This window comes from Paracoccus onubensis, from assembly GCF_003591515.1.
Lineage (GTDB): Bacteria > Pseudomonadota > Alphaproteobacteria > Rhodobacterales > Rhodobacteraceae > Paracoccus > Paracoccus onubensis.
In genome coordinates this window covers 232772-256938 of the sequence record NZ_QZCG01000005.1, presented here as the reverse complement: position 1 = coordinate 256938, position 24167 = coordinate 232772, and the positions used below count along the sequence as shown (strand labels likewise).

The following is a 24167-nucleotide window of genomic DNA, read 5'->3' as shown; positions in this document are numbered from 1 at the left end:
ATCAAGATTTCGGATGCTGCGACCGCTGCCTGCTGATCTGCCTTGAATAGCGACCTCGACCGGTCGGTGCCGGCTGGATGATCGTTTTGTGTCGTTCCTGTGAAACCGCATGACAGGGGCGTTTTACAGGTCATTTCTTCACCGGACTGTCATACCGCACCGATATGGAACATTCATCCGAATGACTGGGGCGGGCGCATGCAGACCAATTGGCAAATGATCCGGGATCGATTGACAGAAGATATCATGCGCGGTGAATACGCGCCGGGCGAACGGTTGCCAACCGAGCCCGAGCTTTGCCGCCATTTCGGGATCGGCCGCCATTCGATACGCCGGGCCATCGATGCGCTGGTGGTCGATGGCAAGCTGCGCGTCGAACAGGGGCGCGGCACCTTTGTCGAGGCGGCGCCGCTGATCAACTATCAGATCGGCCGGCGTACACGTTTCCGCCAGAATCTGCGCGAGCAGGGCGTCGCGCCGGGGGGTGACGTGATCGAGGTCGGGCAGGTTTCTGCGCCTGCCGCCGTAGCCCGTGCGCTGGAATTGCCCGAAGGCGCGCCGGTGCATCGGGTGCTGACGCGCGGACTGGCCGATGACGTGCCGATCAGCATCGGCCTTTCATGGCATCCCGCAGACCGGTTTGCCGATTTCGGACAGCGCCGGAGCCGTGGCGAGAAGATCACCGATATTTATCGCGCTTACGGGATTGCCGATTACCTCCGCCGCTCGACCAGCGTTTTCGCTCGCCGTGCCCGGAAAGACGAAGCATTGTTGCTGGCTCAGCATCCGGCGCTACCGGTGATGGTCATGCAAAAGACCGATGTGGATATGGAAGGCCGACCTATCGGTCATTCGCAGGGAATCTGGTCGGCGGAACGCGTGCAGTTCACGCTGGATACCGATCCCCTGCCAACCGCTGGGGATCAGGATCACAGGTCATGACCGGCAAAACCGAAGAGGATAGGATGTTTCAGGAAGATGCCCCGGTCGCGCCCGAGTTGGGAAATCACGCGCAACTGCTGGAGACGCTCGCGCGGGCCGATGTTGCGCGGCTGAAGGCGCTGGCCGAGACGCTGTTGCCGTCGCTGCCCGCCCCCGAGATCCTGAAAAGCGGCACCGGCCTTGTCATGCTGCCGATGCGCGACACGGTGCAGGGCACGGATTTCCATCTGGGCGAGGTTCTGGTCGCCGAAGCGCATTTGCGCCTGCCGTCTGGGACAGAAGGCTATGGCATGGTGATTGGCCGCGATCTGGAACGTGCCATGGCCATGGCGGTAGTGGATGCGGCCGCCCAGGAAAACGTACAGTCAGACAGGATCGCGGATTTCCTGAGCGAAGAGGCGGCAGATATCGCTGCGAGGGACCGCGATACCCTGCGTGCGGTCGAGGCCACCCGGGTCGAGATGGAGACTTTCTGATGAACGTCATCCCTCGTCCCGATCAGGAGGAAATCCGCGACAATGCAGCCTTCGAAGCTTTGATCGGCTCATTGTCGCGTCCGGGGCAGATCCACAACCTGCCCGAACCGGGGTTGCGTTCAGCCGCACTGGCGCTGGTCGATCTGGAATGCGCGGTCTTTACCGACGATCCGGCGCTGATCCCGGCCCTTGCGCGGACCGGTTGCCGGATGGAGGAGCCCGCTTTGGCGGATTACCTGTTCCTTTCGGGCGATCCGTTGACCGCGGCGGGCAGCGCATCGGTGGGATCGGCCCTGCATCCCGAAGACGGCGCGACATTGCTGCTGGCTGCCACGCTGACGGGCGGCCCGTCGCTGCGGCTGACCGGTCCGGGCATCGAGACCGGGATCCGTATCGCTCCCTTGGTGAATCCGGCGCTTTGGTCGCTGCGCGATGCGTGCGGACCCTATCCGATGGGATTCGATCTGTTTCTTGTCGAGAATGCGCAGGTGATCGGTCTGCCGCGTTCGACCCATATCGAGGTGCTTTGATGGCCTATGTCGCAACCCGCGGAGGTGAACGCGCCATCGCTCAGGCGGAACGGCTTTACCGCGAAGATCTGGGGCCTGTCGACCGCGACCGGGTGACCGCCATTGCCCGCAGCCTGCCCTGGCTGGTGGATCGGGTGATGGGCGAGGCGTCGCTTTACGAACCCGAACTGGCGGCATTGGCGCTGGCCCAGACAGGTGGCGATCTGTACGAGGCGGTGCTTTTGCTGCGCGCATGGCGGACCACCCAGCCGCGTCTGGCCATCGCCCAGCCGGTGACGCAGGACCGGCTTTTCACCCTTCGCCGCATTTCTGCCGCCTTCAAGGACATTCCCGGCGGCCAAATCCTTGGTCCGACGCTGGATTATTCACATCGCATCCTTGCCACCGGGGTGCTTGAGGACCAGCCCCTGACCCCCGCTCCGGTTCAGAAGGCTGATCACCCCGCGCCGCCGCACCATCCCTCGCTTGCCGCATGGCAGAAGGCGCAGGGTCTGGTCGCCGATCCCCCGCGCGAAGAGGTCGCCCCCGATGCGATCCCGGATCTGACAAGGGAACCCCTGTTGTTCCCGGCCCCGCGCGCGCACCGCCTGCAAAGCCTTGCCCGCGCCGATAGCGGCGGCGTGCTGGCGCTGGGTTATTCCGCCATGCGGGGCTATGGCAATGCCCATCCCACCGTCAACGAATTGCGGTTGGCCGAGGCCGAACTGCGTGTCCGTCATCCGCGCGGAACAGTTTTTTCGGCCGGGCGGGTGAAGATTTCGCAGGCCGAGGTTGCTGCCAAGAATGGTGGGACCCGGATCCGGCTGGGCTTTGCCGCCACGCTTGGCTGGAATGAGGTCAAGGTGATCTCGGCCGCGACGCTGGATCTGAATGCGGCTGGCGCGGCCAAGGGCGCACCGACCGAAGAGGAATTCTTTCTCTATCACACCGAACCTGTCGAGGCTTCGGGCTTTTGCATCCATTTCAAGCTGCCACATTACGTCACGTTCCAGTCCTCGCTGGATGCGATGCGCGACGCCAAGGCGGGTGGGGCAGCCACCACAGAGACCGGCCCGCCTGCCGGTTGTTCGGACAGGTCCGGGGATTCCGCAGGGGCAAGCGCAGCTGCCGCGCTGCCCGACCCCGTCGAACCGATCAGGGAGACCACAGAATGACGGCGCTCGGCGAACTGACCCGGCCATGGCAGGCAATGAGCTATGGCTTTCTGGATCCCTCTGCCAAACGAGAGTTGCGCCGCGCCATGCTGAAGGCCGTCGCCGTTCCCGGTTGCCAGATACCCTATGCCAGCCGCGAGGTGCCGATGGCGCGTGGCTGGGGTACCGGCGGGTTGCAGGTGACACTGACGCTGGTCAACCCCGGCTCGGTCGTCAAGGTGATCGACCAGGGCGCGGATGACAGCGTGAACGCCGTCTCGATCCGGCAATTCGTCGAGAAGGTAACGGGCGCTCGCGGCACCTGGGACACGCAGGAAGCCACGATCCTGCAATCGCGCCACCGCATCCCCGAAGAGAGGCTGCGCGAGGATCAGATCCTTGTCCTGCAGGTACCCAATCCCGAGCCATTGCGGCCGGTTCAGCCGAACATGTCTGTGGCCCGCCAGATGCATGCCGATGCCGATTACGGGCGGCTGTGGCTGGTGCTTTACGAACAGATCGTGCGCTCGGGGCGGATCATGCAGGGGGCATCTTATCCGGCGATGGTCAATGACCGGCATGTCATGACGCCGTCGCCGATCCCACGCTGGGATCTGCCCAAGCTGAACATGGCGCGTCACCTGACGCTCCTGTCGGCAGGGCGCGAGAAGCGTATCTTCGCCGTTCCCCCTTTCACCCGCGTCGAGCCGCTGGCTTTTGCGGACATTCCCTTTCGGGTCGAGGATCACGCCAGTCTTGTCTGCCACCGCTCGGGCGTCACCGGCTTCTTCATGAACGAAATTCCGCAGGCCGGCGGAGATTCGCGGCATGAACTGTCCGACAGCCATTTCGGCATCAAGGCGATCCGCCGCGCCGAAGGCGAGGCAGTCGAAATCGGCGCAACCTGGTACCGGAACGGAGCGATGTCGTGACCCTGTATCCTATGGACGCCCCCGCCCAGGGCCCGACCCGCGATCTGCCGCGCCTGATGAGCGCAGCGCCGATCTTGTCCATGACCGGAATCAATCGTCGTTTCGGCACGGTCGTCGCGTTGCAGGATGTATCCGCTACCGTCTATCCCGGCGAGGTTCTTGGCATCGTCGGCGAAAGCGGCTCGGGCAAATCGACGCTGCTCAGGATGATGAATCTGGAAGACAGCCCGGACAGCGGCGATTACCGGCTGGCCATTCCGGGATCCGCCGGCAATCTGTTCGATCTCGACCGTTACGCGCGGCGGATGCTGTGCGCGCGCCATATCGGCATCGTCTATCAGAACCCGCATCTGGGGCTGCTGATGGAGAATTCGTCATCGGGCAATGTCGCCGAACGGCTGCTGATCGCGGGCGAGCGTCGTTTCTCGGTGCTGAGGTCGCGGGCGCGCGAGGCGCTGGATGCCTCGGAATTCCCATTGGAGCGGATGGATGCCCGCCCGGTCGAACTGTCGGGCGGCATGCAGCAAAGGGTGCAACTGGCCAAGGCCATCGCGCTGGAACCTGCACTGCTGCTGCTGGACGAGCCGACCACGGGGCTGGATGTTTCGGTTCAGGCGCTGGTTCTGGATACGCTGAAGCGGCTGCAGCGCGACCGGGCGATCACCATGGTGCTGGTCAGTCACGATCTGGGCGTCATCCGCACCATGGCCGACCGCGTCATGGTCATGCGCAAGGGGCGGGTGGTCGAGGAAGGGCTGGCCGACCAGATCTTTCAGGATCCCCAGCATCCCTACACCCAGGCCCTTGTCCACGCCAAACTGTAAAGGCTGAAAATGATCGTCCAAACCGCCATGCCCGCCGCCTCTGCAAGCCTTGCGCCGGATCTGCCCGTGATCGAGGTCGAGGGGCTGGCCAAGCATTTCGACATGCATCATCTGGGGCAGCGGCTGGATGCCTTTTCGGGGATCGGTTTCCGGATAATGCCGGGGCAGTTCCTGTTGCTGACCGGCCATAACGGCGCCGGGAAATCGACGCTGCTGCGCACGCTTTACCGCAGCTATCTGCCGCAGGCGGGTCATGTCTGGCTGAACACCGCAGAAGGGCGGATCGATCTTGCCCGCGCTGCCGATGTCGATGTGGCGCTGCTGCGACGGCGCGAGATCGGGTTTGTCACCCAGTTCCTGAACGCCCGCCCGCGTGTCCCGGCTGAGGATCTGGTTGCCGAACCGCTGCGCCTTGCCGGGCGGCCCGCCGCCGAGGCGCTGGCGGTCGCGCGGGCCGCACTGGCCGAATTCGGCGTCAAGCGCGAGCTATGGGCGGCCTATCCCTCGACCTTTTCGGGGGGCGAGCAGCAAAAGGTCAATCTTGCCCGCGCGCTGATCCTGCCGCAGCGGTTGTTGCTGCTGGATGAGCCGACCGCCTCGCTGGATGCGGGCGCGCGGGCGGCACTGGTGCGGCGTCTGGCGGCGCTGAAGGCGCAGGGCGTGGCGATGATCGGCGTCTTTCACCATCCGGGCGATGTTGCCGGGCTGATCGATGCCGAACTGAATCTTGACAACAAGGAGACCAGTAATGTGGCTAAGTGATTTTCGGGTGGTGCTGCCGGACCGGGTGCTGCCCACCGGCTCGGTCCGGATCGAGAACGGGACGATCGTCGAACTGGCCGATCGCGCGGTGCCCGGCGCTGCCATCTGGGGCGACGGTCTGCTGCTGCTGCCCGGCTTCATCGACATGCATGGCGACATGATCGAACGCGAGATCGAACCGCGCCCAAGCGTCAGGATGCCGATGGAACTGGGCTTGCGCGATCTGGACCGCAAGCTGGCCGGCTCGGGATTCACCACGGCCTATGCGGCGCTGTCCTTCAGCCCCTCTTCGACTTACGGGCATCTGCGCAGCTATGACCACACCAGCGGGGTGATCCGGGCGCTGAATGCAATGCGCGACGATCTTCTTGTGGATCACCGTGTCCATGCGCGGTTCGAGATTACCTTTCCCAAGGCGCTCGAGGTGATAGAGGCGCTGATCACAGAAGGCCATGTCTCGCTGATTTCGCTGACCGATCACACCCCCGGGCAGGGCCAGTATCGCGATCTGGAACGGGTGATCCAGCGGACCATGCGGGAAAAAGGACTGTCCGAGGCCGAGGCCACGGATGCCGTTACCCTGCGCATCGCCGAGCGGACCCGCCCGGCCGAGGAACTTGCGGCGACGCTGGCGGCGATTTCCGCGACCTGTCGCGCGCATGGGGTGGGGTTGGCCAGCCATGACGACGACACGATCGAAAAGGTGGCCATGATGGCCGGTCTCGGCGTGTCGATCAGCGAGTTTCCGGTGACCGAGGATGCCGCGCGCGAAGCCCGTGCCCACGGGCTGGCTACGGCGATGGGGGCTCCGAACGCGCTGCGCGGGCAAAGCTATTCGGGCAATCTCTCGGCGCGCGAGGCGCATAGTCACGGGCTGCTGGACATTCTGGCGTCGGATTACCACCCGTCCGCCATGCTGCCGGCGGTGCTGGAACTGGCGGGAACCGATCCCGACGGGCTGGCTGGCGCGGTGCGGCTGTCTTCGGCCAATGCGGCACGCGCATTGGGATTGCCCGATCGCGGCAGTATCGAGATCGGCAAGCGTGCCGATCTGGTGGTCGCCAGCGACGACGGCATCGGTCATGTGCGGGCGACGCTGCGGGGAGGGCGGTTCATCTTTTCCGATGGCAGCCTGCGCCACCAGCCGCAGGTCGTTACTGCCGAATTTGAACCGGCATCCTGACCTTCGCTGCCGAAATCGTCGTTAAAAATTCATTCGGACGATATCTGATCGTCGCAGAACCGGGAGAAACTGTTCACATGGAACAGAACATGCTTTCCCTTGACGGCATTTGTTGCCGCTTTGGCGATACGCGGGCTGTGGACCGGGTTTCGCTTGATATTCCAGCTGGCCAGTTCGTCGGCATCATCGGCCCGTCGGGAGCCGGAAAATCCACGCTGCTGCGGCTGATCAACCGGTTGGTTGAGCGCAGCGAGGGCGGCATCCACTTCGGCAGCCGCGAGATCACCGGGCTGCGCGGGCGCGCGCTGCGGCAATGGCGGCGCGATTGCGCGATGATCTTCCAGCAGTTCAATCTGGTCGACAGGCTGGATGTGCTGACCAATGTGCTGGTCGGACGGATTGCCGATCACGGGTTGATCTCGTCCCTGACGATGCGTTTCAGCGAAGCCGAGCGGGAACTGGCCTTTCATGCACTGGATCGGCTGGGGATGGCGCATAAGGCGCTGGAGCGGGCAGGCAATCTGTCGGGCGGTCAGCAACAGCGGGTCGCTATCGCCCGCGCATTGGTCCAGCGCCCGCATGTCATGCTGGCGGATGAGCCCATCGCCAGCCTGGATCCCGGCAACGCCACCCGCGTCATGGATGCCCTGCGCCGGATCAATCGCGAAGACGGGCTGACCGTATTGGTCAACCTGCATACCCTGGACACCGCCCGGGCCTATTGCGATCGAATCGTCGCGATGCGGGCGGGGCGGGTCATGTTCGACGGAACCGCCCGACAGCTGACGCCGGATGTCGTGCGCGACCTTTATGGAACCGACGGTCTGGGTCAGATCGACGAATCCGTCACCTCGACATCCCTGCGCCGGCTGGAGCTGGCCTGAATTATCGGAGCACCCCATGAAAACCCTAGTTGTTACCTTGCTGCTGACGACTGCGGCCCTGCCTGTCATGGCCGAAGACTGGACCGAGGATTACCGTATCCTTCGCATCGGCGTGACCTCGTCTGAAAACGAAGCCGACCGCATGGCGCGATGGGAGCCCTGGCGCGCCTATCTGGCCGAGACATTCGGCGTCGAGGTCGAGATCTATACCGCCGGCAGTTATGACGGCATCGTGCAGGCGCTTGCCGCTGGTCAGATCGAGTTCGCCAGCCTGGGCTCATCCGCCTATGCCGCCGCCTGGACCGAGACCGAAGGCGGCGTGCGCCCGATCCTCGCCTCGCAGGAAGAGGACGGTTCGACCGGTTATTATTCGATCATCGCGGTGCGCTGCGATGCTGGTTATGACAGCCTTGACGATCTGGAGGGCAAGGTTCTGGCCTTTGCCGATCCGGACTCGACGTCGGGCTATGCCGTGCCAAGCTATAATCTGGTGCAGCAAGGCTATGATCCGTCCACATTCTTCAGTGCGACAACGTTTTCGGGCAGCCATGAGGCCGGGGTTCAGGGGGTCGTCAACCGTCAGTTCGATGCCGCCGCGACCAATATCAACAACGAGGTCAACGGTGTCCCGCAGCGCATGGTCTCGAAGGGCATGATCGAAGAGGGCGAAATCTGCTGGATCTGGGAATCGCCCGAGATCACCAACGGCCCGGTTACCGTGCGCACCAATTTGCCCGAAGATCTGATCGAAGATATCAAGCAGGCCTATCTGCGCGCGCCCGAAGATGCGCCCGAGGCATTTCGGGCGATCAGCGGCGGGGATGTCGCCACTGCGAAGGGCTTTGTCGAGGTGGATCACGACCGCTATCAATGGATCGTGGACATGCGCGAATGGCTGAAATCCCGGCGCCGCAGCTGACCGGATGTCCGGTCCGGTGGAGGCGGTGCCGCCGCCCCCATCACCGATTCAATGAAAGGCGGGCTTTGCCCGGTCGGGACGCATGACAGCAACCTGCACAATCGCCGCGTTCGAGGCGGATTATCGCAATCGCCGCCGCCGTATGCGCCTGTTCTTCTGGCTGGTCGCGGCGATCCTGGCAGTGGCCTTGTGGGTTACCACGGATATGGCGAATTTCTTCCGCGTGACCCAGATCACCATGCCGGATGGTTCTCGCGAGGAACGCTGGATCCTGCTCGCCGGGCTGCCAAATCTGGGTGATTACGTCGCCAAGACCATCCCTGACCTGAACTGGTCGAGTCTGGATGCGGATCTGGTCCAGTGGTTCTGGCGTTGGCCGATCTGGGCCGACCTGCTGCTTGAAACGCTGCTGATCGCCTTCATGGCGACCTCGCTTGGCGTCGCGGCCGGGTTTCTGCTGTCTTTTCCTGCGGCCTGGAACCTGTCGCCGTCGCCCTTGCTGACATGGATCACCCGCCGCTTCCTCGAGATCGCCCGCACCGTGCCGGATCTGGTCTGGGCACTGATCTTCGTCTTCTGTTTCGGAGTCGGACCCATGGCGGGCGTGCTGGCAATTGCGCTGCATTGCGCCGGTGCGCTTGGCAAACTCTATTCCGAGGCAAACGAGAATGTGGACATGCGCCCCGTCGAGGGCGTGCGCGCCGCGGGCGGAACCTGGTTCGAGCAGATGCGCTATGGCGTGGTCCCGCAAGTGCTGCCGAACACGCTCAGCTATACGCTGCTGCGCTTCGAGATCAATGTCCGCTCGTCCTCGATCATCGGCTATGTGGGCGCGGGCGGTCTGGGGCAGGAGCTGCGCACCGCCGTCAGCCTGCAGGAATATACCGACCTGTCGGCGCTGTTTCTGATAATTCTTGCGACCGTCTGCCTGATCGACTGGGGGTCGGAACGGTTGCGCCATCGCGTCATCGGACTGGAGGGTACCTGATGTCCGGCACATCCCTGATCATACCGCCCCGACCGCACCGCTTGCGCCAGCGTCTGTTCTGGATCGGTTTTGCGGCCCTGTTCTGCTGGTGCCTCTATGATTTCGGCTTTTCGCCGCAGCGGATCTGGCAGGGGCTGGGGCGGCTGGGAAATGTGTTGTCCTTCATGTTTCCGCCGCATCTGTGGACCGAATGGAGCGAGTTTTCGCAAATCCTGCAGGGATTGGGCGAAACGCTGGCCATGGCCTTTCTGGGCACGTTTCTGGGGGCGCTGGTGGCCTTTCCCTTGTCCTTTCTGGGCGCCCGGACGATCAACCGCATGGGATGGCCGCGCTTCGGTTTGCGGCGCGGCTTCGATGTGATCCGCGCTTTCGAGACGCTGATCCTTGCGCTGATCTTCATTCGCGCCTTCGGCCTTGGTCCGCTGGCAGGTGTGCTGGCAATCGCGGTCAGCGAGATCGGCGTGCTGGCCAAGCTTTATGCCGAGGCGATCGAGAACACATCGTCCCGGCCGGTCGAAGGCGTTCAGGCTTCGGGCGGGTCGGTACTTCAGGGGATCCGCATCGGTCTGTTGCCGCAGGTGATGCCGGTCCTGATGTCGATCACGCTGTACAATTTCGAATCCAATGTCCGGTCGGGCACTATTCTGGGGATCGTGGGCGCAGGCGGGATCGGCTTTCTGCTGGCCGACCGGATGGGCGCCTATCGCTGGGACGAAACCTGGTCGATCATCATTCTGATTATCATCATGGTCTATCTGATCGACGGGCTGTCCGGATGGATCCGCAGGCGGCTGATCCGGCCCTCTTCGGCATGAGACCCCGCCCGGCTTCGTTCCGTCGAATTTGCGGCACCCGATGCCGCACGGCCGGATCGGCCGTTGAATTATCCACAAATGGAAAACTGCAAAGATGAAGAAACTGAACGAGGCGCCGAATGTCCATGCCACTGCACGGGTGATGGATTGCCAACTGGGCCGCTGGACCGAGGTGCAGGCCAATGTGACGATGCGCGAAAGCAGCCTTGGCGATTATTCCTATATTGTCTCGGGCAGTAACGTGATCTGGTCCACCATCGGCAAGTTCTGCTCGATCGCCGAGGATGCGCGGATCAATCCGGGCAATCATCCGATATGGCGCGCCTCTCAGCATCATTTCACCTATCGCGCGGCGCAGTTCGGGCTGGGCGAGGACGAGGACGAATTTTTCCGCTGGCGCCGCGACCATTGGGTGAGCATCGGCCATGACGTCTGGATCGGCCACGGGGCGACGGTGCTGGCGGGCGTCAGCGTCGGCAATGGCGCGGTGATCGGCGCGGGCGCGGTGGTGTCGAAGGACGTTGCCCCCTATACCATCGTCGGCGGCGTGCCTGCCCGCCCGATCCGCCGCCGTTTTACAGAAATGCAGGCCGAGGCACTGCAACAGATCGCCTGGTGGGACTGGCCGCATCAGGAACTGGCCAGCGCGCTGTCCGATATACGCGCCCTGCCCATCGACGCCTTCATCGAGAAATACCGCTGATGGGACCGGGAAGCCGGGGTGCGTTCCGGGCCTGACGGGGCATCGCGTCGTTATTCCGTGGGTCCTGATGAAGACGTCACAAAAGACCCCGTAGCAATCCCCGGATCTTGCGCGGGCGCAGATGTTCAGTCGTCATATGCCAGCTTCGGATACCAGTCTGTGCCCCGGCCTTCGGGCGTGGTGTCAAGCAGGATCCATAGCGGATTCATATCGGGCGCATTATGCGGATCCTGACCGGGATCGGCCATTTTCGAATTGCCCTCGGCGCTGTAGAAATGACGGATCCTGCCGTCCTGGCGTTGAAAGACCGTGTAGGCAGGCATGTCGGAATCGCGGCCGCCGACGAAATCCTCGGTGAAATCGCCGCCTGGATCGGAATAGAGCCTGAGATGTCTCCAGCCGCGTTCGCGCCCATAGGCGGCGATCCGTTCGTAAGGAGATCGCGCGACGACCGCGAGCGCGATCCGCCGTTCCAGATGCGGAACTTCCGGATCCCATGAGCTGAGCTGCGCGGTACACATCGGGCAGCCCTGCTTGCGCCCCGGGCCATACATCATGCTGTAGATGACGAGCGTGTCATGCTTGCCGAACAGCGCGTCGAGGCCGACCTCGCCCTCCGTGCCGACGAAGCGGTAATCCGCAGTGACCTCACCACCCGGCGGAAGCGCGCGCCGCATCTCTCCGACGCGCCAGATATGGCGGCGCAACTCGATTTCTTCGGCAAGCAATGCATTTCGCGCCTTGCGATATTCGGAGGATTCATTGGGGAAGCTGGTTTCGTTCAATCGGGCAAGCTGTGTTGCGGATACGAGATTTCCGGTCCCGGCCATCATTCTGTCTCCTTCCCTGACCGGCCGTCGTGCGATCCTGTTGGCGCCCGACGACGCCGGTCTGTTGGTGAATTTTCGTGTCTTTTGCCATGCCGTTTCGCTGACATGTGCGGGCGTGGCATCAGGGCGTCATTGCGCCGCCGCGCCTTCGCTCCACGTCGCCATCGCCTTGTCGACATCCATCCACATCACTTCGAAGATATGACCGTCGAGATCCTCGAAGCTGCGGCCATACATGAAATCGCCCATCTCCTGACGCGGTGTCGGATCGGCCTTGCCCCCCGCCGCGAGCGCCTTTGCCAAAGTTGCATCGACAGCCTCGCGGCTGTTTTCGCTAAGGCAGAACAGCGCTTCGACCTGGGTATTGGCGTCGATGATCTGCTTCGATGTGAAATCGGCAAAACGCTCATGGCTCAGCAGCATGAATGTAATCGTATCCGAGAAGGTCATCATCGCTGTCGTGGCCTCCTGGCAGAAGCGTTCATCCCTGGTGGCGCCGATTGCCTGATAGAAGGCGGCGGATTTTTCGACATCGGCGACGGGCAGGTTTACAAAGATCATTCTGGGCATTTCGGTGCCTCCCTGAATTTCGAGATTCGATATTTGACGACGATTCCCCAATAGGTTAAAAAAAGCAATACTAAAGTTAATAAAGATAACCAATAAGAGTGAATCGGCAATGAAACGCTGGTATGACGACGCCTGTGGCGCTGCATTCGCGATGGAACTGATCGGGGAACGTTGGGCGCTGCTGGTGATGCGTGAACTCATGTTCGGCCCGCGCCGCTTTGGCGATATTCGGGCCAGTCTCAACGGGATCAGCGCCAATGTGCTGACCCAGAGGCTCGCGGGGCTGGAGCAGGCCGGGATCGTGTTCCGGCGCAAACTGCCGCCGCCTGCGTCGGTGCAGGTCTACGAACTGACCTCCTGGGGCTATGAAAGCGAAGAAGCGATTAAGGCGCTTGGCCGATGGGCGACCAGATCGCCCGCACATGACCCGGCACTGCCCCTGTCGGCGTCGTCGTTGATGCTATCCTTCCGGACGATGTATGCGGGCGGGATCGAAGCGGCGATCGGTTTTCGGCTGGGGGAAGAGGGGTTCATCGCGCGCGCTACCGACGACGATATCGCCATTCGCCGGGACGAGCCGGAGGATGTCGATTTGACATTCAGCGGAACCCCTGTGGCGATCGCCTCGGTCGTCTATGGCGGCCGTCCGATCGGTGAGGCGGAAGCTTCTGGCGATCTGCGCTTGGACGGGAGCCTAAGGCTGGCCAAGGATTTCGTGACGCGATTTCCTCTGCCGCCCAAGATCGATATGCCGTGACCACCTGTCATATGATCTGGATCCGCGCTGGCCTTTCACCGTGATCGGGGGGCGACAAGATGCAATTCTCGTATGTCCAACCGATACAGCCGCCGAAACCTACGCAACGGGATGCCGAGGCTTCGTGCAGGCGATGTGCGAAGCTATCTGAAGGCCAGCACGGGAACTCGGGAACTGGACATTCCGGATTCGCGAAGGCAGGCTGATCCCCGTGACGGGTGAAGCGGCGGCATGTTGGACGGAACCGGCATGCCTGTTACCCACCTAAACCGCCGGTGACGCAGATTACCTGTGTCCCGGCTTTGGCAGGCACCGCATCAGGAGTTGGAAGAATGGTGGAATTCAGCGTCAATGGGACGAAACACAGCTTTGACGGCGATCCCGAGACACCCTTACTGTGGTATCTACGCGATCTGGCAGGGATGCCCGGAACCAAATTCGGTTGCGGCCTTGGGCTTTGCGGTGCTTGCACCGTGCATCTGGATGGCGTCGCCACGCGCTCTTGTCAGACATGGGTCAGCGATCTCGATGGGGTGGAAGTCACGACGATCGAGGGTTTGTCGGAAGATGGAAACCATCCCGTTCAGGTCGCGTGGCGCGAGTTGAACGTGGCGCAATGCGGCTATTGTCAGCCGGGGCAGATCATGCAGGCCGCCTCGCTTCTGTCCGAAACGCCCGATCCCAGCGACGAGGATATAAACGCCTCCATGAGTGGCAATATTTGCCGTTGTGGCACCTATCCGCGGATTCGCGCGGCGATCAAACTTGCAGCGGAAAGGGCGGGACAATGAATACCAACGTCACCTGGCGGAATTTCACGCGGGCGAAAGTCACGAATGTCAGTCGCCGTAATGTGTTGCTTGGCCTTGCGGCCGGGACATTCGCGCTTTCCGTTCAATTGCCGCGGCGCGCGTCGGCGGAAGAGGAAAAGCTTTATGGCGGGGCGGGAATGCCCGGCGGTGTCAAGGACGATCCCCGGATCTTCCTGACGATTGAAGAGGATGGCACAGTCCGTCTGCTGTGCAACCGCGCCGAGATGGGGCAGGGTGTCCGCACCGGCTGGGCCACGGTCATCGCCGACGAGCTGGAGGCCGACCTGACGCGGATCAGGGTAGAGCAGGCGCCGGGAAATCAGGCGCTTTATGGCAATCAGAACACCGATGGCTCGCGCAGCATGCGCCATCATTTCCAGGCATTGCGCCGGATCGGCGCCGCTGCCCGGACGATGCTGGAACAAGAGGCGGCGTCACGCTGGGACGTGCCGGCGGATGAGGTGCGGGCAAGCGGGCATCAGGTGACGCATGCCAATAGCGACCGCAGTTTCGGTTTCGGAGAACTGGCGCGCGCGGCGGCGGAGCGCGATGTTCCGGCGGCCGAAGATCTTGTGTTCAAGGCGCCCGAAGATTTCCAGCATATCGGCAAGGACGTCAATAATGTCGATAATCTGGACATCACCACCGGCAGTCCGATCTACGGGATCGACAAGCAGCTTGACGGGCTGGTCTATGCCGTGATCGCCCGTCCGCCTGTTTATGGCGGCAAGGTCAAAAGCTATGATGATACCGAAGCGCGCAAGGTCCCGGGCGTGATCGAGATTCTCGAGATCGATTCACCCGACATTCCTTCGGCCTTCCTGCCGCTTGGCGGCATTGCCGTGGTCGCGGAAAATACTTTCGCTGCGAACAAGGCGCGTCTGCTTCTGGAAATCGAATGGGATGCCGGCGACAATCAAAGCTACGATTCCGCCGAGTACCGGAAAACGCTTGAAGCCGCCTCGGAACAACCGGGCGAGGTCATGCGGAACGATGGCGATGTGGATGCCGCTTTGGCCGATGCGGCAGAGCGGATTTCGGCATCCTATTATCTGCCCCATCTTGCCCATGCGTCGATGGAGCCGCCTTCCGCGACGGCCCGTTTCGCCGATGGAAAATGCGAGGTCTGGACCAGCGTTCAGGCCCCCGAGGCGCTGCGTACCGACCTGATGAAGCGGTTCGAGCTTGCGCCGGAAAACGCGGTCGTCCATTCCATGCTGCTGGGTGGCGGCTTCGGGCGCAAATCCAAGCCGGACTATGCCAGCGAGGCGGCGATCATCTCGAAGGCGCTTGATGGTCGTCCGGTGAAGCTGACCTTCATGCGCGAAGACGACATCCAGCATGATTTCTTCCACACGGTTTCGGTAGAGCGCCTTGAGGGCGGGCTGGATGAAAACGGCAAGACTGTGGCATGGCTTCATCGGACGGTGGCACCGAGTATCGGCTCGACATTCGAGCCGGATGTCGTCCATCAGTCGGCGGGCGAGTTGGGGATGGGGGCGGTGGACAACCCGTTCGATATCCCGAATCTGCGTGTCGAGAACCCGGAAGCCGCGGCCCATACCCGCATCGGGTGGTTCAGATCGGTCTACAATATCCCGCATGCCTTCGCGGTGCAGAGCTTCGCGGCGGAGCTTGCGGCGGCTGCGGGCCGGGATCACAAGGAGTATCTTCTGGAGCTGCTGGGACCGGACCGCGAGATCAGCCGTGCCGCGATGAACGACACATCGGTATATGGCGAGGACCCGGAACTTTATCCCTATGACACGGCCCGGCTGCGCAAGGTCATCGAAGCCGCGACCGAAGCCGCCGGATGGGGCCGCGATCTGCCCGAAGGCAGGGGATTGGGGCTGGCGGCGCATCACAGTTTCGTCAGCTATACCGCCGTTGTCGTCGAGGTCGAGGTCAAGGATGGGGGCCTGATCTTCCCGCGGGTCGATATCGCGTTCGATTGCGGGGCGATTATCTCGCCGGATCGTGTGCGCGCGCAGCTGGAAGGGGCTGTTGTTCAGGGAGTGAGCCTTGCCACACTTGGCGAGATCTCGTTCAAGGACGGCGTGCCCGAGCAGTCGAATTTCGATGGTTTCGAACTGACCCGTATCGACGCATCGCCGGTTGAGATCCACACGCATCTGGTCCCGTCGCTTGATTATGACTCGCCTCTGGGTGGGGTCGGGGAACCCGGTTTGCCTCCGGTCGCTCCAGCGATCACCAACGCGATTTTTGCCGCGACCGGCAAGCGCATCCGCGCGCTGCCTATCCGCGATCAGTTCGTCTGATCTGCAAGACAGCGTAAGGGGGAACGGCTGCGGGAAGGGATAATTTCCTTTCCGCAACGACCCCATCATTACAGGTGAATCATCAGCCGATCTGTGCAACAAAACCGGCGGGTTTTGGTTTTTAAGGCGGATATTTCGTTCTAGGCCCGAAACTCATCAATATGCGGGCCTTTCTCGACCCTGATTCGGCGCCTTTTCGCGCCGATCTCGGGTGGCGAGCCGGTATGGAAGACGAATTCCGGCGGGCGACACTTCAAACGGCTCCCCAGATTCAATAATTGCTCGCGCAACGCGTTTTCGGCGCCCGTCTCGGCGCCGTCCAGCCAGATATGCAGCGCCTTGCCGCGTTGAACGATCCCGTAGTCACGCAGTTTCTGCGGCAAGCAGGCGATGGTGGTGCGGATTGCCTCGGAGGTGATCAGGCGGGGACCCTGCGCAGACTCCCACCACAGGATATCATCTTCGCGGCCCTCGATCCGGGCGATGTGCTGGCTGGCGCAGCCGCAGGCGCAAGGGGTGGGATCGGGGATCAGAACGTCGTCCAGCCGGTAATTCAGGATCGGCAGGCTCTTGCGCGTGAAGTCGTGGATGATCGGGCAGAATGCGCCGGTCGCCGGATCGATCACATCGCGGTCGATGCGCAGCCAGCGTTCGTTCAGATGCAGTTGACCCCGGGAGCAGGTCATGGCCAGCACGCCTTCGGTCGCCTGATAGACCTGATCGGCGCCGATGCCGAAGGCATGGCGGATCAGTGCGGCATCGTCGGGCGACAGCGTTTCGGCGACCGAGATGATCCGCCGCGGCGACAGCGCGATCCGGCCGGCGATATGCTCGCGCGCAAGAACCGCCAGAACCTGTGCGGGCGCGACAAGGACGGTCGGATCGAGCGCAGCGAGACGTGGCAGGTGTTCGTCGAACGGTGCGAGCAGATCGAAGAATTCGAACCGGACCAGAAGGTTCGACATGCTGCGATACAGCGCATTGTCGGCGCGCATGAAGAAGGCCACGCGTTGACGCCGCCACAATTGCGGCCAGTAGCGGCCCAGCATGATTGCCGCCCATAGCCGCCTTTCGCCGGATGTCGCGAGGAACAGACCCCGCTGGCCGGATGTGCCGGTGGACAGACCAACCGAGATGTCGCCGATCAGCGGGCTGAAATCCCGGCTGGTTTCGGCGCTCAGGGCGATCTGAATGGCCTGATCGCGATCTATGCCGCAGGTATTGATGGCCGAAAATTCCTCCATCAGCCGGGCCTTGTTCATGCGCGGCAGTTGCGCCAGCGGCAGCCCGGTCATGTCGCGGTAGAAGGGAGAACGGGGCATGACCTTTGCCCGGAACCGCCGAAAGGCCGCATCGTGATGTGCCTCGATCTCGGCACGCGAGGCGAAGCCGCGGCCATAGCGGCTGCGCAGGAAAGCGGACAGGCTCATCCGGCCACCTCCGGGCAATGCGAGGGATCCACGGTGATATCCGGGCGGCGCTGCAGCAGCGCGCGCAGCCGGGCGAAGGTCTGCCGATAGCGGGCCGCATCGCCCAGCCGTGACAGCACGACGCCGGGCGGCAGGCGGTTCTCGCGCAGTGAGCGGCGGCCGAAGGCGGCATCGGCGATCAGGAAGCGCGCGATCTCGGGAATCCAGATGCCGGTCTGGCCGGTGCCGTGGCCGGGCAGGGGAATGGCGATCAGACGCTTGTCACCAAGCAGGTCGTGACCCAGCGGAAATTCCTCCAGCCCGGTTGCAATCTGCGGCCCTCTCTCGAGCGGTTGCGGGTTGCGGGTCAGTATTGCGTCGCGCAGCCTTGGCGGGCAGGCGGCGCCGAGACTGGACAGATCGCCACGGGCCCGCAGATCCGCGATTGCCTCGGCGGAAGCGATGACGGGAATATTCTTGGGCAGGTCGATCAGCCCTGCGCTGTGATCGGCATGCATATGAGTCAGGAAGATCAGATCCGGCAATCGCGGCAACTGGTCCGGCAGATGCCGGGACCGGGGCAGATGCACCGGCGTCAGCCAGCGATAGAACCGCGCCGGAAAGCCCCGGGTCGCGGTGAAGAAGGCCGGGCCATAGCCGGTATCCACCAGAACGCAGGCGCTGTCCGTCTCGATCAATGTCGCAAGCGCGGGGAAGGTCGTGCCGCGCAGGCCGGGAAGGCCCGCCGCCCAGGCGGGTGCGTGGCATTCACCGATCTGCAGCGTCCTCAGGCGAAGCATTCTGCTGCTCCTTCCACAAAACCGACTCGTGGTCGATATCCCAGATCCCGGCGGGCGGCCGAGATGTCCAGTGTCAGACTGCTGCCCAGCGAGGCGACCGCCTGCAAGGTCAGCCGCGGCTCGGGTCCGTTCCGTGCCCGGGCAACGCGTTCCGAAAGGGCCGCAAGCCCGCGGGCCAGCCCATGCGGCAGCGGCAGGGTGCGCAGGGGCAACCCGCCACGCTCGGCGATCATCGTGACCAGTTCGCGGAACTGGAAGGTTTCCCCCGATGTGATGTTCCAGACCCCGCCATGCGGACCGGAGGCGGCCAGCATCATTGCCCGCGCCGCGTCATGGCGATGAGTCAGGTCGATCAGCGCCCGGCCGCCACGGATCATCGGCACGCGGCCATGCCGCAGGGCGTCGATCACGCGCGGCAGCAGCGCCCGGTCATGGCGGCCATAGATGGCGCGTGGCCGGATCGCCGTGCAGCGCATGTTTCCGCGATGGGCCAGCACCATCTGCTCGGCCAAGAGCTTGCTTTCGGCATAGAAGGACAGCGGCCGCAGCGGCAGCGGCGCGTCCTCGGGCAAGTTCAGCCGGTCGCTTCCGTCGGCATAGATGCTGGGCGAAGAGGCGAATACGAAGCGTTTGACCCCGGCCCGTTCGGCGGCAGCGATCAGACGCCCGGTCGCCTGCACATTGGCGGCATGAAACTGCGCCCTGCTGCCCCATGCCGAACTCAGCGCCGCGCAGTGGAAGACCACGTCGCTGCCGTCAACCAGCGGCGCCAGATCGGCCGTGATCAGATCGGCGGCGTGAAAGCCGGGCAGGTCTGCGGGTCGCCGGGCGGTGGTCGCGATCTTCCAGCCATGCGTTTCCAACTGCTCGACCAATGCCCGGCCAAGGCAGCCGCTGGCCCCTGTCACCAGCGCCCGCATCAGAACCGCACCATCATGCCGCCGATCGAGATCCCTGCCGAGGTCCCGACCAGCAGGGCCGTATCGCCCCGCTGCAGCCGCCCCGAGCGGACCGCATGATCCAGAGCCGTCGGGATCGAGGCGGCGATCTGGTTACCGATCCGGGCAAAGATGTCGATGACCCGTTCGGGGCGAAGCCACAGGTTGCGGACCGCATGCTGCAGGGCCTGCGCGCTGGCCTGATGCGGCACGATGCAACCGACCGCGTCAAGCTCGACCCCGGCCGCCTGCAACAATCTTTGCATGAAGCGGGGCAGATAGCGCGAGGCGATCCTGAAGGCCTTGTTGCCATCCATATGAAAGCGGTCCTCGCCCGGACCGATGCCGCGTGCTGGATTGACCCGGGTTCCTCCCGCCGCCAACACGCAGGCATCGCGGCCATGCGCATAGGTGCGGAAATCATGGGCCAGCACCGCGCCGTCGCCCCCTGCCTCGATCACCGCCGCCGCCGCGCCATCGCCGAAGATGGCCGCCGCTTCGGGATGGTTCCAATCCAGTCCGACCGAGGCGATGTCCGATGAAAATACCAGCACGCGCCGCGCCCGGCCAAGCGTGATCTGCATTGCCGCCAGATCCAGCGCTTGCAGGAAGCTCAGGCAGGTGGCGTTCACATCGAAGGCCGCGATCCCCGAACGGCCCAGCCCCAGCCGGTCCTGCACCAGCGCCGCCGTCGAGGGAATAGGCTGTTCCATGACGCCACAGGCGCCAAGGAGCATGTCCAGATCTCCGGGCGCGCAGCCCGCCATCTCCATTGCCTGCAGGGCCGCTTGCGCCGCCATGAACGAGGTGGTTTCCCCTTCATCCGCGACATGGCGGGCGGCGATGCCGTAACGCTTTTCGCAACTGCCCGGGAGCCAGCCCATCTGGCTGTCGATTTCGGTCGAGTGCAGGACCCGGCGCGGCAGATAGCTGCCGGTCCCGGTGATTGTAAGGTTGCTGAATGACATCTTTCGGTACCATTATTGAACAACGTTCACTAACGTTGACAAAGCTACCCCGATCTGTCAAGAATATTTTTGAACACTGTTCAGGAACACCATGGCCCGACCCAGACAATACAATCACGATACCCTGCGAATTCAGGTCATCAAGGCTGCCAAGCTGCTGTTGGAGGAAGGCGGTCCGGCTGCGCTGACCGCGCGTGCGCTGGCGAAATCGGTCAAAACGACGCCCGGCACCATCTACAACCTGTTCGATGGCATGAGCGGGGTGCTGCAAGAGGTGAACCGGCAGGCGCTGGTCGATCTGGCGCGATTGGTGGATGGCGTCGGCGACAGCGAGCCGCGGGTCCGGTTGCTTGCGCTGGCCGAGGTCTATGTCGGCTTCATGCTGGACCGCCGCGCGGTCTGGCGCGCCTTTTTCGAGGGACCACGGATAACGGGCGTCTTTCCCGACTGGTATCTGGCGCAGATCGACGGTCTGATCGACCGTATCGCCCAGCCGATCACGGCGCTTGAACCGAAGGGCGACCCGCGCCTGCTGGCCGAACAGCTTTTGCTGTCCGTGCATGGCATCGTCGCGCTGGCCGCCATCGAGCGGCTGGATCTGATCACCCGGCAGAAGCCGATGGATCTGGCCCATGCGGCGGTCGAGCGTATGATCGCCTCTATCCAAGCTGGCGCCGAATGAGCTCGCTGACTGGCGAGGCGGCTCCTGCGATGCGGGCTGCGCTGATGCTCGGCTCGGCCCGTTGCGGCTCGACGCTGGTCTCGAATATCCTGCGGGAGCATCCGGCGGTCCTGTCGGTGTCCGAACTGTTCGCCTCTGCCGGGCACAACGCCTTCCGCCCCGCCGTTCTGAACGGGGCGCGTTTCTGGTCGCATCTCGCCACGCCCTCTGCCGCCATGTCGCAGGTGGCCAATCCGGATGCCGCCCCGGGCGAGTTTCTGTATGGGCGCAGGGAGGGCCCGGCGCATGATCCCTGGCACTGCCCGCCGATCCTGGCTGTCACCCTTCCGCATCTTTGCGATGATCCCGATGCCCTGTTCGATATGCTGGCGGCACGTATCGCCGCTGCGCCGTGCGCGACGCTTGCCGACCATTACCGGGCGCTGTTCAATGACCTTGCCCGGCAATTGGGAGGCCGCGAGATCTGGGTCGAGCGTTCGGGCGGTTCACTGGTTGCCGCAAAGACGCTGCGCGGCATGTTTCCTGACGCGGCGCTGGTCCTGCTGACCCGCAACGGATCCGAGACGGCGCTGTCCATGCGCGACTATCCGGCGGCGCGCCTTGCCATCTGGTGCTGGCGCAGGCTGGGGTTTCTGGGTATCGACCTCTTGCACCCCGACCGCCATTTCGGTCGCGGCGCCCTGTGGCCCCTGATCGCCGCCCTGGCTGGTTCGTCCGGGGTGCGCCGCATCATCTCGCACCGCCCGACGCTGGCACAGACCGGGGCCTTCTGGTCGGCAATCACCATTCGCGGGCTGGCGGGTCTTGGCGGTGCGCAGCCGATGATCCTGCGATACGAGGATCTGTGCCGCGACCCTGTTCCGTGGATCAGGGCACTGGCCGCCCATCTGGGATGCGATGCCCCTTCCGTCTGGCTCGACCGGGCAGCGCGGTTGCCGGAACGCCGCCCTTCGCGATTGGCGTCGCTTGGTTCTGTCGAGCGTGACGAACTTGCACAGGCATGCGCGCCGGGCGAGGCCGCGCTTGCAGAATTTACCGCGGGCCTGACGCCCATAGCGCGATAATCCGGGAATGTCTCCCGCTAAGCGGCAGGCGCGGCGGCGATTGATGTCGCAACCGCACCGGCAACCCGGCGGGAGGTAGGGCGATCCTCTATTTCGTCGTATAGCCGCCATTGACGAGGATGGTCTGGCCGGTCATCCACCAGCCTTCTGACACCATGAAGCGGATATAGGGGACGATATCCTCGATATCGGTCAAGCCGGTTTTCGAGAATTGCGACAGCGCGGCCGCCGTCTTGTGATAAGCGACTGCGTCCTCACCCTCGGCAGGATAGAAGAACGGCGTGTCCATTGGCCCGGGGCCGATCGCCGTTACCGAGATGCCGCGCTCGCCAAACTCCTTGGAGGCCGCGCGGGTGAAATGTTCCACCGGCGCCTTGGTGCCTGCATAGGCAGCGTAAAAGGGTGTGAAAGCCCCAAGCAGCGAGGTCACCAATGTGCAGATTTTGCCGTTGTCGTTGACATGTTTGCCGGCCTCTTTAAGGAAGAAGAAGGCAGATTTCGCATTGACCGCGCTCATCTCGTCATATTCGGCTTCCGAGATGTCGAGCATGGGTTTCTTCAACACCTTGCCGACGGTGTTTATGGCGATATCCGGCCTGCCGACAGCGGCCACGACATCGGCGAACAGCTTTTCCATCGCGCCAGCGGTCGTAAGATCCGCCTGAAAGGCGACCGCTTCGGCTCCGGCGGCTTTGATTGCCGCTATCGTCGCATCGGCATCCGCCTTCGTGGCGGCGCTGTTATAGTGGATCGCGATTGCCTTTGCGCCGTGCCCGGCAAGGTCGCGCGCGATCAGCTGGCCGAGATTCTTTGCGCCGCCGGCAATGATGACGGTCTTACCCTTGATACTGTGGTCGGTCATGACGTCAGCTTCCTTTCAAAATATACGGCCACGCCATGCAGCCGCTTCCGAGGACACAGGATATCGTCTATCATTTCCCTATAAAGGTGATCATTCTGACATCACTTGTCGCAATTTCTGGACAATGGGGGCCGTTCCCGCTTGGACCGTATTGATCTTTTCCGCATTTTTGCCCGGGTCGTCGAATGTTCGAGCTTCACCCGCGCGGCAGACAGGCTAAGCATGCCACGCTCTTCGGTGTCGGCGGCGGTGCAAGAGCTGGAAGCCCGTGTCGGCGCGAGGCTTCTGCACCGAACCACCAGGGTCGTTTCCCCGACACAGGACGGTTCGACCTTCTATGAACGCTGCTTGCGGCTGATCGCGGATGTTGAAGAAACCGAAAACATCTTCCGGCAATCGGCAATGCCCTCGGGCAGGCTGCGTATCGACGTTCCGGGCCGCATCGGGCGCCTGCTCATCACACCGGCATTGCCGGCCTTTCTTGACGCTTATCCCGAGATCGACATTGATTTCGGTGTCACCGACCGTGCCGTCAACCTTGTCGAGGAAAGCGTCGATTGTGTCCTGCGGGTTGGACCGCTCACCGATTCCGGCCTGATCGCGCGGTCGATCGGCGACCTGCCGCTGATCAATGTCGCAAGCCCCGCCTATCTGGAACGTCATGGCATCCCCGAATCGCCGGACGATCTGCATGATCATCTGGCGGTCAACTACGCCTCGCCGTCGACCGGGCGTGTCGAGGCGTGGGAATGGGGCGAGGATGGCGCGGTGCGATCCATGCCGATGCGAGGCCGTGTCACCGTCAACAGCGCGGAAGCCTATATCGCCTCTTGTCTGGCGGGCCTCGGTCTTATCCAGATTCCCGCCTATGACGTCAGACGCCATCTCGAAGCGGGCGAGCTCATCGAGGTGATGCCCGGCCACCGCGCCGAGCCCCTGCCCATGACGCTGCTCTATCCCCATCGCCAGCATCTTTCCCGCCGGCTTCAGGTTTTTGCCGATTGGCTGGAGGCGCTGCTGAAACGAGAGGCGCTTTGAGCCGGCGCAATGGGTCGCGTATCTCAATTCAGTGAGAACTGATGCTCTGTTTTTGAAGCTATCGCTG

General features: G+C 63.2%; 26 protein-coding genes. 19 read left to right on the top strand and 7 right to left on the bottom strand.

Annotated features, from left to right (window positions below):
• Positions 1-198 precede the first annotated feature (198 nt).
• The 13 genes from phnF (at position 199) to D3P04_RS09210 (ending at position 11091) form a co-directional block, all read left to right on the top strand.
• Positions 199-942, top strand: coding sequence for a phosphonate metabolism transcriptional regulator PhnF (phnF, locus tag D3P04_RS09270; RefSeq protein ID WP_119748105.1), 744 nt, complete (start codon positions 199-201; stop codon positions 940-942).
• On the top strand, positions 939-1418 hold the full coding sequence (gene phnG / locus D3P04_RS09265) for a phosphonate C-P lyase system protein PhnG (RefSeq protein WP_232844945.1): 480 nt from the start codon (positions 939-941) through the stop codon (positions 1416-1418). The genes phnF and phnG overlap by 4 nt, the downstream gene beginning before the upstream one ends.
• Positions 1418-1948, top strand: coding sequence for a phosphonate C-P lyase system protein PhnH (gene phnH / locus D3P04_RS09260; protein WP_119748103.1), 531 nt, complete (start codon positions 1418-1420; stop codon positions 1946-1948). Before phnG ends, phnH begins: the two co-directional genes overlap by 1 nt.
• A complete protein-coding gene (locus D3P04_RS09255; protein WP_119748101.1) occupies positions 1948-3102 on the top strand; it encodes a carbon-phosphorus lyase complex subunit PhnI in 1155 nt (384 codons plus the stop codon). Before phnH ends, D3P04_RS09255 begins: the two co-directional genes overlap by 1 nt.
• Positions 3099-4013 carry an alpha-D-ribose 1-methylphosphonate 5-phosphate C-P-lyase PhnJ gene (locus D3P04_RS09250; protein ID WP_119748099.1) on the top strand — a complete coding sequence of 305 codons (915 nt, stop codon included), beginning with the start codon at positions 3099-3101 and terminating at the stop codon, positions 4011-4013. The genes D3P04_RS09255 and D3P04_RS09250 overlap by 4 nt, the downstream gene beginning before the upstream one ends.
• Positions 4010-4837, top strand: a complete 828-nt coding sequence (locus D3P04_RS09245; protein WP_232844944.1) for an ATP-binding cassette domain-containing protein — start codon at positions 4010-4012, stop codon at positions 4835-4837. Before D3P04_RS09250 ends, D3P04_RS09245 begins: the two co-directional genes overlap by 4 nt.
• A 9-nt stretch (positions 4838-4846) precedes the next feature.
• On the top strand, positions 4847-5599 hold the full coding sequence (locus D3P04_RS09240) for a phosphonate C-P lyase system protein PhnL (RefSeq protein ID WP_119748095.1): 753 nt from the start codon (positions 4847-4849) through the stop codon (positions 5597-5599).
• Complete coding sequence (locus D3P04_RS09235) at positions 5586-6782, top strand: alpha-D-ribose 1-methylphosphonate 5-triphosphate diphosphatase (RefSeq protein WP_119748093.1); 1197 nt, start codon at positions 5586-5588, stop codon at positions 6780-6782. The genes D3P04_RS09240 and D3P04_RS09235 overlap by 14 nt, the downstream gene beginning before the upstream one ends.
• Before the next feature lie 77 nt (positions 6783-6859).
• A complete protein-coding gene (phnC, locus tag D3P04_RS09230; protein WP_119748091.1) occupies positions 6860-7666 on the top strand; it encodes a phosphonate ABC transporter ATP-binding protein in 807 nt (268 codons plus the stop codon).
• A gap of 16 nt (positions 7667-7682) precedes the next feature.
• On the top strand, positions 7683-8585 hold the full coding sequence (gene phnD / locus D3P04_RS09225; protein ID WP_119748089.1) for a phosphonate ABC transporter substrate-binding protein: 903 nt from the start codon (positions 7683-7685) through the stop codon (positions 8583-8585).
• Positions 8586-8667: 82 nt separating this feature from the next.
• Complete coding sequence (gene phnE, locus D3P04_RS09220) at positions 8668-9573, top strand: phosphonate ABC transporter, permease protein PhnE (RefSeq protein ID WP_119748087.1); 906 nt, start codon at positions 8668-8670, stop codon at positions 9571-9573.
• The gene (phnE, locus tag D3P04_RS09215; protein WP_119748086.1) at positions 9573-10388 is read left to right on the top strand and encodes a phosphonate ABC transporter, permease protein PhnE; all 816 of its coding nucleotides are present in this window, start codon (positions 9573-9575) and stop codon (positions 10386-10388) included. Before phnE (D3P04_RS09220) ends, phnE (D3P04_RS09215) begins: the two co-directional genes overlap by 1 nt.
• Before the next feature lie 94 nt (positions 10389-10482).
• Positions 10483-11091 carry a DapH/DapD/GlmU-related protein gene (locus D3P04_RS09210; RefSeq protein ID WP_119748084.1) on the top strand — a complete coding sequence of 203 codons (609 nt, stop codon included), beginning with the start codon at positions 10483-10485 and terminating at the stop codon, positions 11089-11091.
• A gap of 125 nt (positions 11092-11216) precedes the next feature.
• Here D3P04_RS09210 and D3P04_RS09205 read toward each other — a convergent pair whose 3' ends face one another.
• Together D3P04_RS09205 and D3P04_RS09200 are read right to left on the bottom strand one after the other, a co-directional pair.
• The gene (locus D3P04_RS09205; protein ID WP_220475294.1) at positions 11217-11924 is read right to left on the bottom strand and encodes a DUF899 family protein; all 708 of its coding nucleotides are present in this window, start codon (positions 11922-11924) and stop codon (positions 11217-11219) included.
• 126 nt (positions 11925-12050) lie between these two features.
• Positions 12051-12491 (bottom strand): VOC family protein, encoded by a 441-nt coding sequence (locus D3P04_RS09200; RefSeq protein ID WP_119748082.1) that lies wholly within the window; start codon positions 12489-12491, stop codon positions 12051-12053.
• 109 nt (positions 12492-12600) lie between these two features.
• On the opposite strand from D3P04_RS09200, the gene D3P04_RS09195 reads away from it, so the two are divergent.
• From D3P04_RS09195 to D3P04_RS09185, 3 genes are all read left to right on the top strand, one after another.
• Positions 12601-13248, top strand: a complete 648-nt coding sequence (locus D3P04_RS09195; RefSeq protein WP_232844943.1) for a winged helix-turn-helix transcriptional regulator — start codon at positions 12601-12603, stop codon at positions 13246-13248.
• Positions 13249-13580: 332 nt separating this feature from the next.
• Entirely contained in the window at positions 13581-14039 is a 459-nt protein-coding gene (locus tag D3P04_RS09190) for a (2Fe-2S)-binding protein (RefSeq protein WP_119748080.1), read from the top strand.
• Positions 14036-16339, top strand: a complete 2304-nt coding sequence (locus tag D3P04_RS09185) for a xanthine dehydrogenase family protein molybdopterin-binding subunit (protein WP_119748078.1) — start codon at positions 14036-14038, stop codon at positions 16337-16339. The genes D3P04_RS09190 and D3P04_RS09185 overlap by 4 nt, the downstream gene beginning before the upstream one ends.
• 140 nt (positions 16340-16479) lie before the next feature.
• Here the strand turns inward: D3P04_RS09185 and D3P04_RS09180 are convergent, their stop codons facing one another.
• Genes D3P04_RS09180 through D3P04_RS09165 form a run of 4 tightly spaced genes read right to left on the bottom strand, consistent with a single transcriptional unit; the run spans position 16480 to position 20454 of the window.
• On the bottom strand, positions 16480-17769 hold the full coding sequence (locus tag D3P04_RS09180) for a F390 synthetase-related protein (RefSeq protein WP_119748076.1): 1290 nt from the start codon (positions 17767-17769) through the stop codon (positions 16480-16482).
• A complete protein-coding gene (locus D3P04_RS09175) occupies positions 17766-18548 on the bottom strand; it encodes an MBL fold metallo-hydrolase (RefSeq protein WP_119748074.1) in 783 nt (260 codons plus the stop codon). Before D3P04_RS09175 ends, D3P04_RS09180 begins: the two co-directional genes overlap by 4 nt.
• Positions 18536-19468 carry an NAD-dependent epimerase/dehydratase family protein gene (locus tag D3P04_RS09170; protein WP_119748072.1) on the bottom strand — a complete coding sequence of 311 codons (933 nt, stop codon included), beginning with the start codon at positions 19466-19468 and terminating at the stop codon, positions 18536-18538. The genes D3P04_RS09175 and D3P04_RS09170 overlap by 13 nt, the downstream gene beginning before the upstream one ends.
• On the bottom strand, positions 19468-20454 hold the full coding sequence (locus D3P04_RS09165) for a 3-oxoacyl-[acyl-carrier-protein] synthase III C-terminal domain-containing protein (RefSeq protein ID WP_119748070.1): 987 nt from the start codon (positions 20452-20454) through the stop codon (positions 19468-19470). Before D3P04_RS09165 ends, D3P04_RS09170 begins: the two co-directional genes overlap by 1 nt.
• 91 nt (positions 20455-20545) lie before the next feature.
• Between D3P04_RS09165 and D3P04_RS09160 the strand changes: the two genes are divergently transcribed.
• Both D3P04_RS09160 and D3P04_RS09155 read left to right on the top strand, forming a co-directional pair.
• A complete protein-coding gene (locus D3P04_RS09160) occupies positions 20546-21136 on the top strand; it encodes a TetR/AcrR family transcriptional regulator (RefSeq protein WP_119748068.1) in 591 nt (196 codons plus the stop codon).
• Positions 21133-22200: a sulfotransferase gene (locus D3P04_RS09155; protein WP_232844942.1), complete on the top strand. Its 1068-nt coding sequence runs from the start codon at positions 21133-21135 to the stop codon at positions 22198-22200. The genes D3P04_RS09160 and D3P04_RS09155 overlap by 4 nt, the downstream gene beginning before the upstream one ends.
• Positions 22201-22288: 88 nt before the next feature.
• Here the strand turns inward: D3P04_RS09155 and D3P04_RS09150 are convergent, their stop codons facing one another.
• Complete coding sequence (locus D3P04_RS09150; protein ID WP_119748066.1) at positions 22289-23062, bottom strand: SDR family oxidoreductase; 774 nt, start codon at positions 23060-23062, stop codon at positions 22289-22291.
• 105 nt (positions 23063-23167) lie between these two features.
• Here D3P04_RS09150 and D3P04_RS09145 point away from each other — a divergent pair, with 105 nt between their 5' ends.
• On the top strand, positions 23168-24100 hold the full coding sequence (locus D3P04_RS09145; RefSeq protein WP_333473095.1) for a LysR family transcriptional regulator: 933 nt from the start codon (positions 23168-23170) through the stop codon (positions 24098-24100).
• The last annotated feature ends 67 nt before the right edge of the window (positions 24101-24167 follow it).

Excerpts from the sequence above, each read along its gene's own strand:
- D3P04_RS09190 (WP_119748080.1), top strand. The coding sequence starts at position 13,581 with ATGGTGGAATTCAGCGTCAATGGGACGAAACACAGCTTTGACGGCGAT.
- D3P04_RS09195 (WP_232844943.1), top strand. The coding sequence starts at position 12,601 with ATGAAACGCTGGTATGACGACGCCTGTGGCGCTGCATTCGCGATGGAA.
- D3P04_RS09160 (WP_119748068.1), top strand. The coding sequence starts at position 20,546 with ATGGCCCGACCCAGACAATACAATCACGATACCCTGCGAATTCAGGTC.
- phnF (WP_119748105.1), top strand. The coding sequence starts at position 199 with ATGCAGACCAATTGGCAAATGATCCGGGATCGATTGACAGAAGATATC.
- D3P04_RS09205 (WP_220475294.1), bottom strand. The coding sequence starts at position 11,924 with ATGATGGCCGGGACCGGAAATCTCGTATCCGCAACACAGCTTGCCCGA.
- D3P04_RS09250 (WP_119748099.1), top strand. The coding sequence starts at position 3,099 with ATGACGGCGCTCGGCGAACTGACCCGGCCATGGCAGGCAATGAGCTAT.
- phnC (WP_119748091.1), top strand. The coding sequence starts at position 6,860 with ATGGAACAGAACATGCTTTCCCTTGACGGCATTTGTTGCCGCTTTGGC.
- D3P04_RS09170 (WP_119748072.1), bottom strand. The coding sequence starts at position 19,468 with ATGCGGGCGCTGGTGACAGGGGCCAGCGGCTGCCTTGGCCGGGCATTG.
- D3P04_RS09150 (WP_119748066.1), bottom strand. The coding sequence starts at position 23,062 with ATGACCGACCACAGTATCAAGGGTAAGACCGTCATCATTGCCGGCGGC.
- D3P04_RS09235 (WP_119748093.1), top strand. The coding sequence starts at position 5,586 with ATGTGGCTAAGTGATTTTCGGGTGGTGCTGCCGGACCGGGTGCTGCCC.
- phnD (WP_119748089.1), top strand. The coding sequence starts at position 7,683 with ATGAAAACCCTAGTTGTTACCTTGCTGCTGACGACTGCGGCCCTGCCT.
- phnH (WP_119748103.1), top strand. The coding sequence starts at position 1,418 with ATGAACGTCATCCCTCGTCCCGATCAGGAGGAAATCCGCGACAATGCA.
- phnE (WP_119748087.1), top strand. The coding sequence starts at position 8,668 with ATGACAGCAACCTGCACAATCGCCGCGTTCGAGGCGGATTATCGCAAT.
- D3P04_RS09200 (WP_119748082.1), bottom strand. The coding sequence starts at position 12,491 with ATGCCCAGAATGATCTTTGTAAACCTGCCCGTCGCCGATGTCGAAAAA.
- D3P04_RS09155 (WP_232844942.1), top strand. The coding sequence starts at position 21,133 with ATGAGCTCGCTGACTGGCGAGGCGGCTCCTGCGATGCGGGCTGCGCTG.
- D3P04_RS09255 (WP_119748101.1), top strand. The coding sequence starts at position 1,948 with ATGGCCTATGTCGCAACCCGCGGAGGTGAACGCGCCATCGCTCAGGCG.
- D3P04_RS09210 (WP_119748084.1), top strand. The coding sequence starts at position 10,483 with ATGAAGAAACTGAACGAGGCGCCGAATGTCCATGCCACTGCACGGGTG.
- D3P04_RS09240 (WP_119748095.1), top strand. The coding sequence starts at position 4,847 with ATGATCGTCCAAACCGCCATGCCCGCCGCCTCTGCAAGCCTTGCGCCG.
- D3P04_RS09175 (WP_119748074.1), bottom strand. The coding sequence starts at position 18,548 with ATGCTTCGCCTGAGGACGCTGCAGATCGGTGAATGCCACGCACCCGCC.
- D3P04_RS09165 (WP_119748070.1), bottom strand. The coding sequence starts at position 20,454 with ATGTCATTCAGCAACCTTACAATCACCGGGACCGGCAGCTATCTGCCG.
- D3P04_RS09180 (WP_119748076.1), bottom strand. The coding sequence starts at position 17,769 with ATGAGCCTGTCCGCTTTCCTGCGCAGCCGCTATGGCCGCGGCTTCGCC.
- D3P04_RS09185 (WP_119748078.1), top strand. The coding sequence starts at position 14,036 with ATGAATACCAACGTCACCTGGCGGAATTTCACGCGGGCGAAAGTCACG.
- phnE (WP_119748086.1), top strand. The coding sequence starts at position 9,573 with ATGTCCGGCACATCCCTGATCATACCGCCCCGACCGCACCGCTTGCGC.
- phnG (WP_232844945.1), top strand. The coding sequence starts at position 939 with ATGACCGGCAAAACCGAAGAGGATAGGATGTTTCAGGAAGATGCCCCG.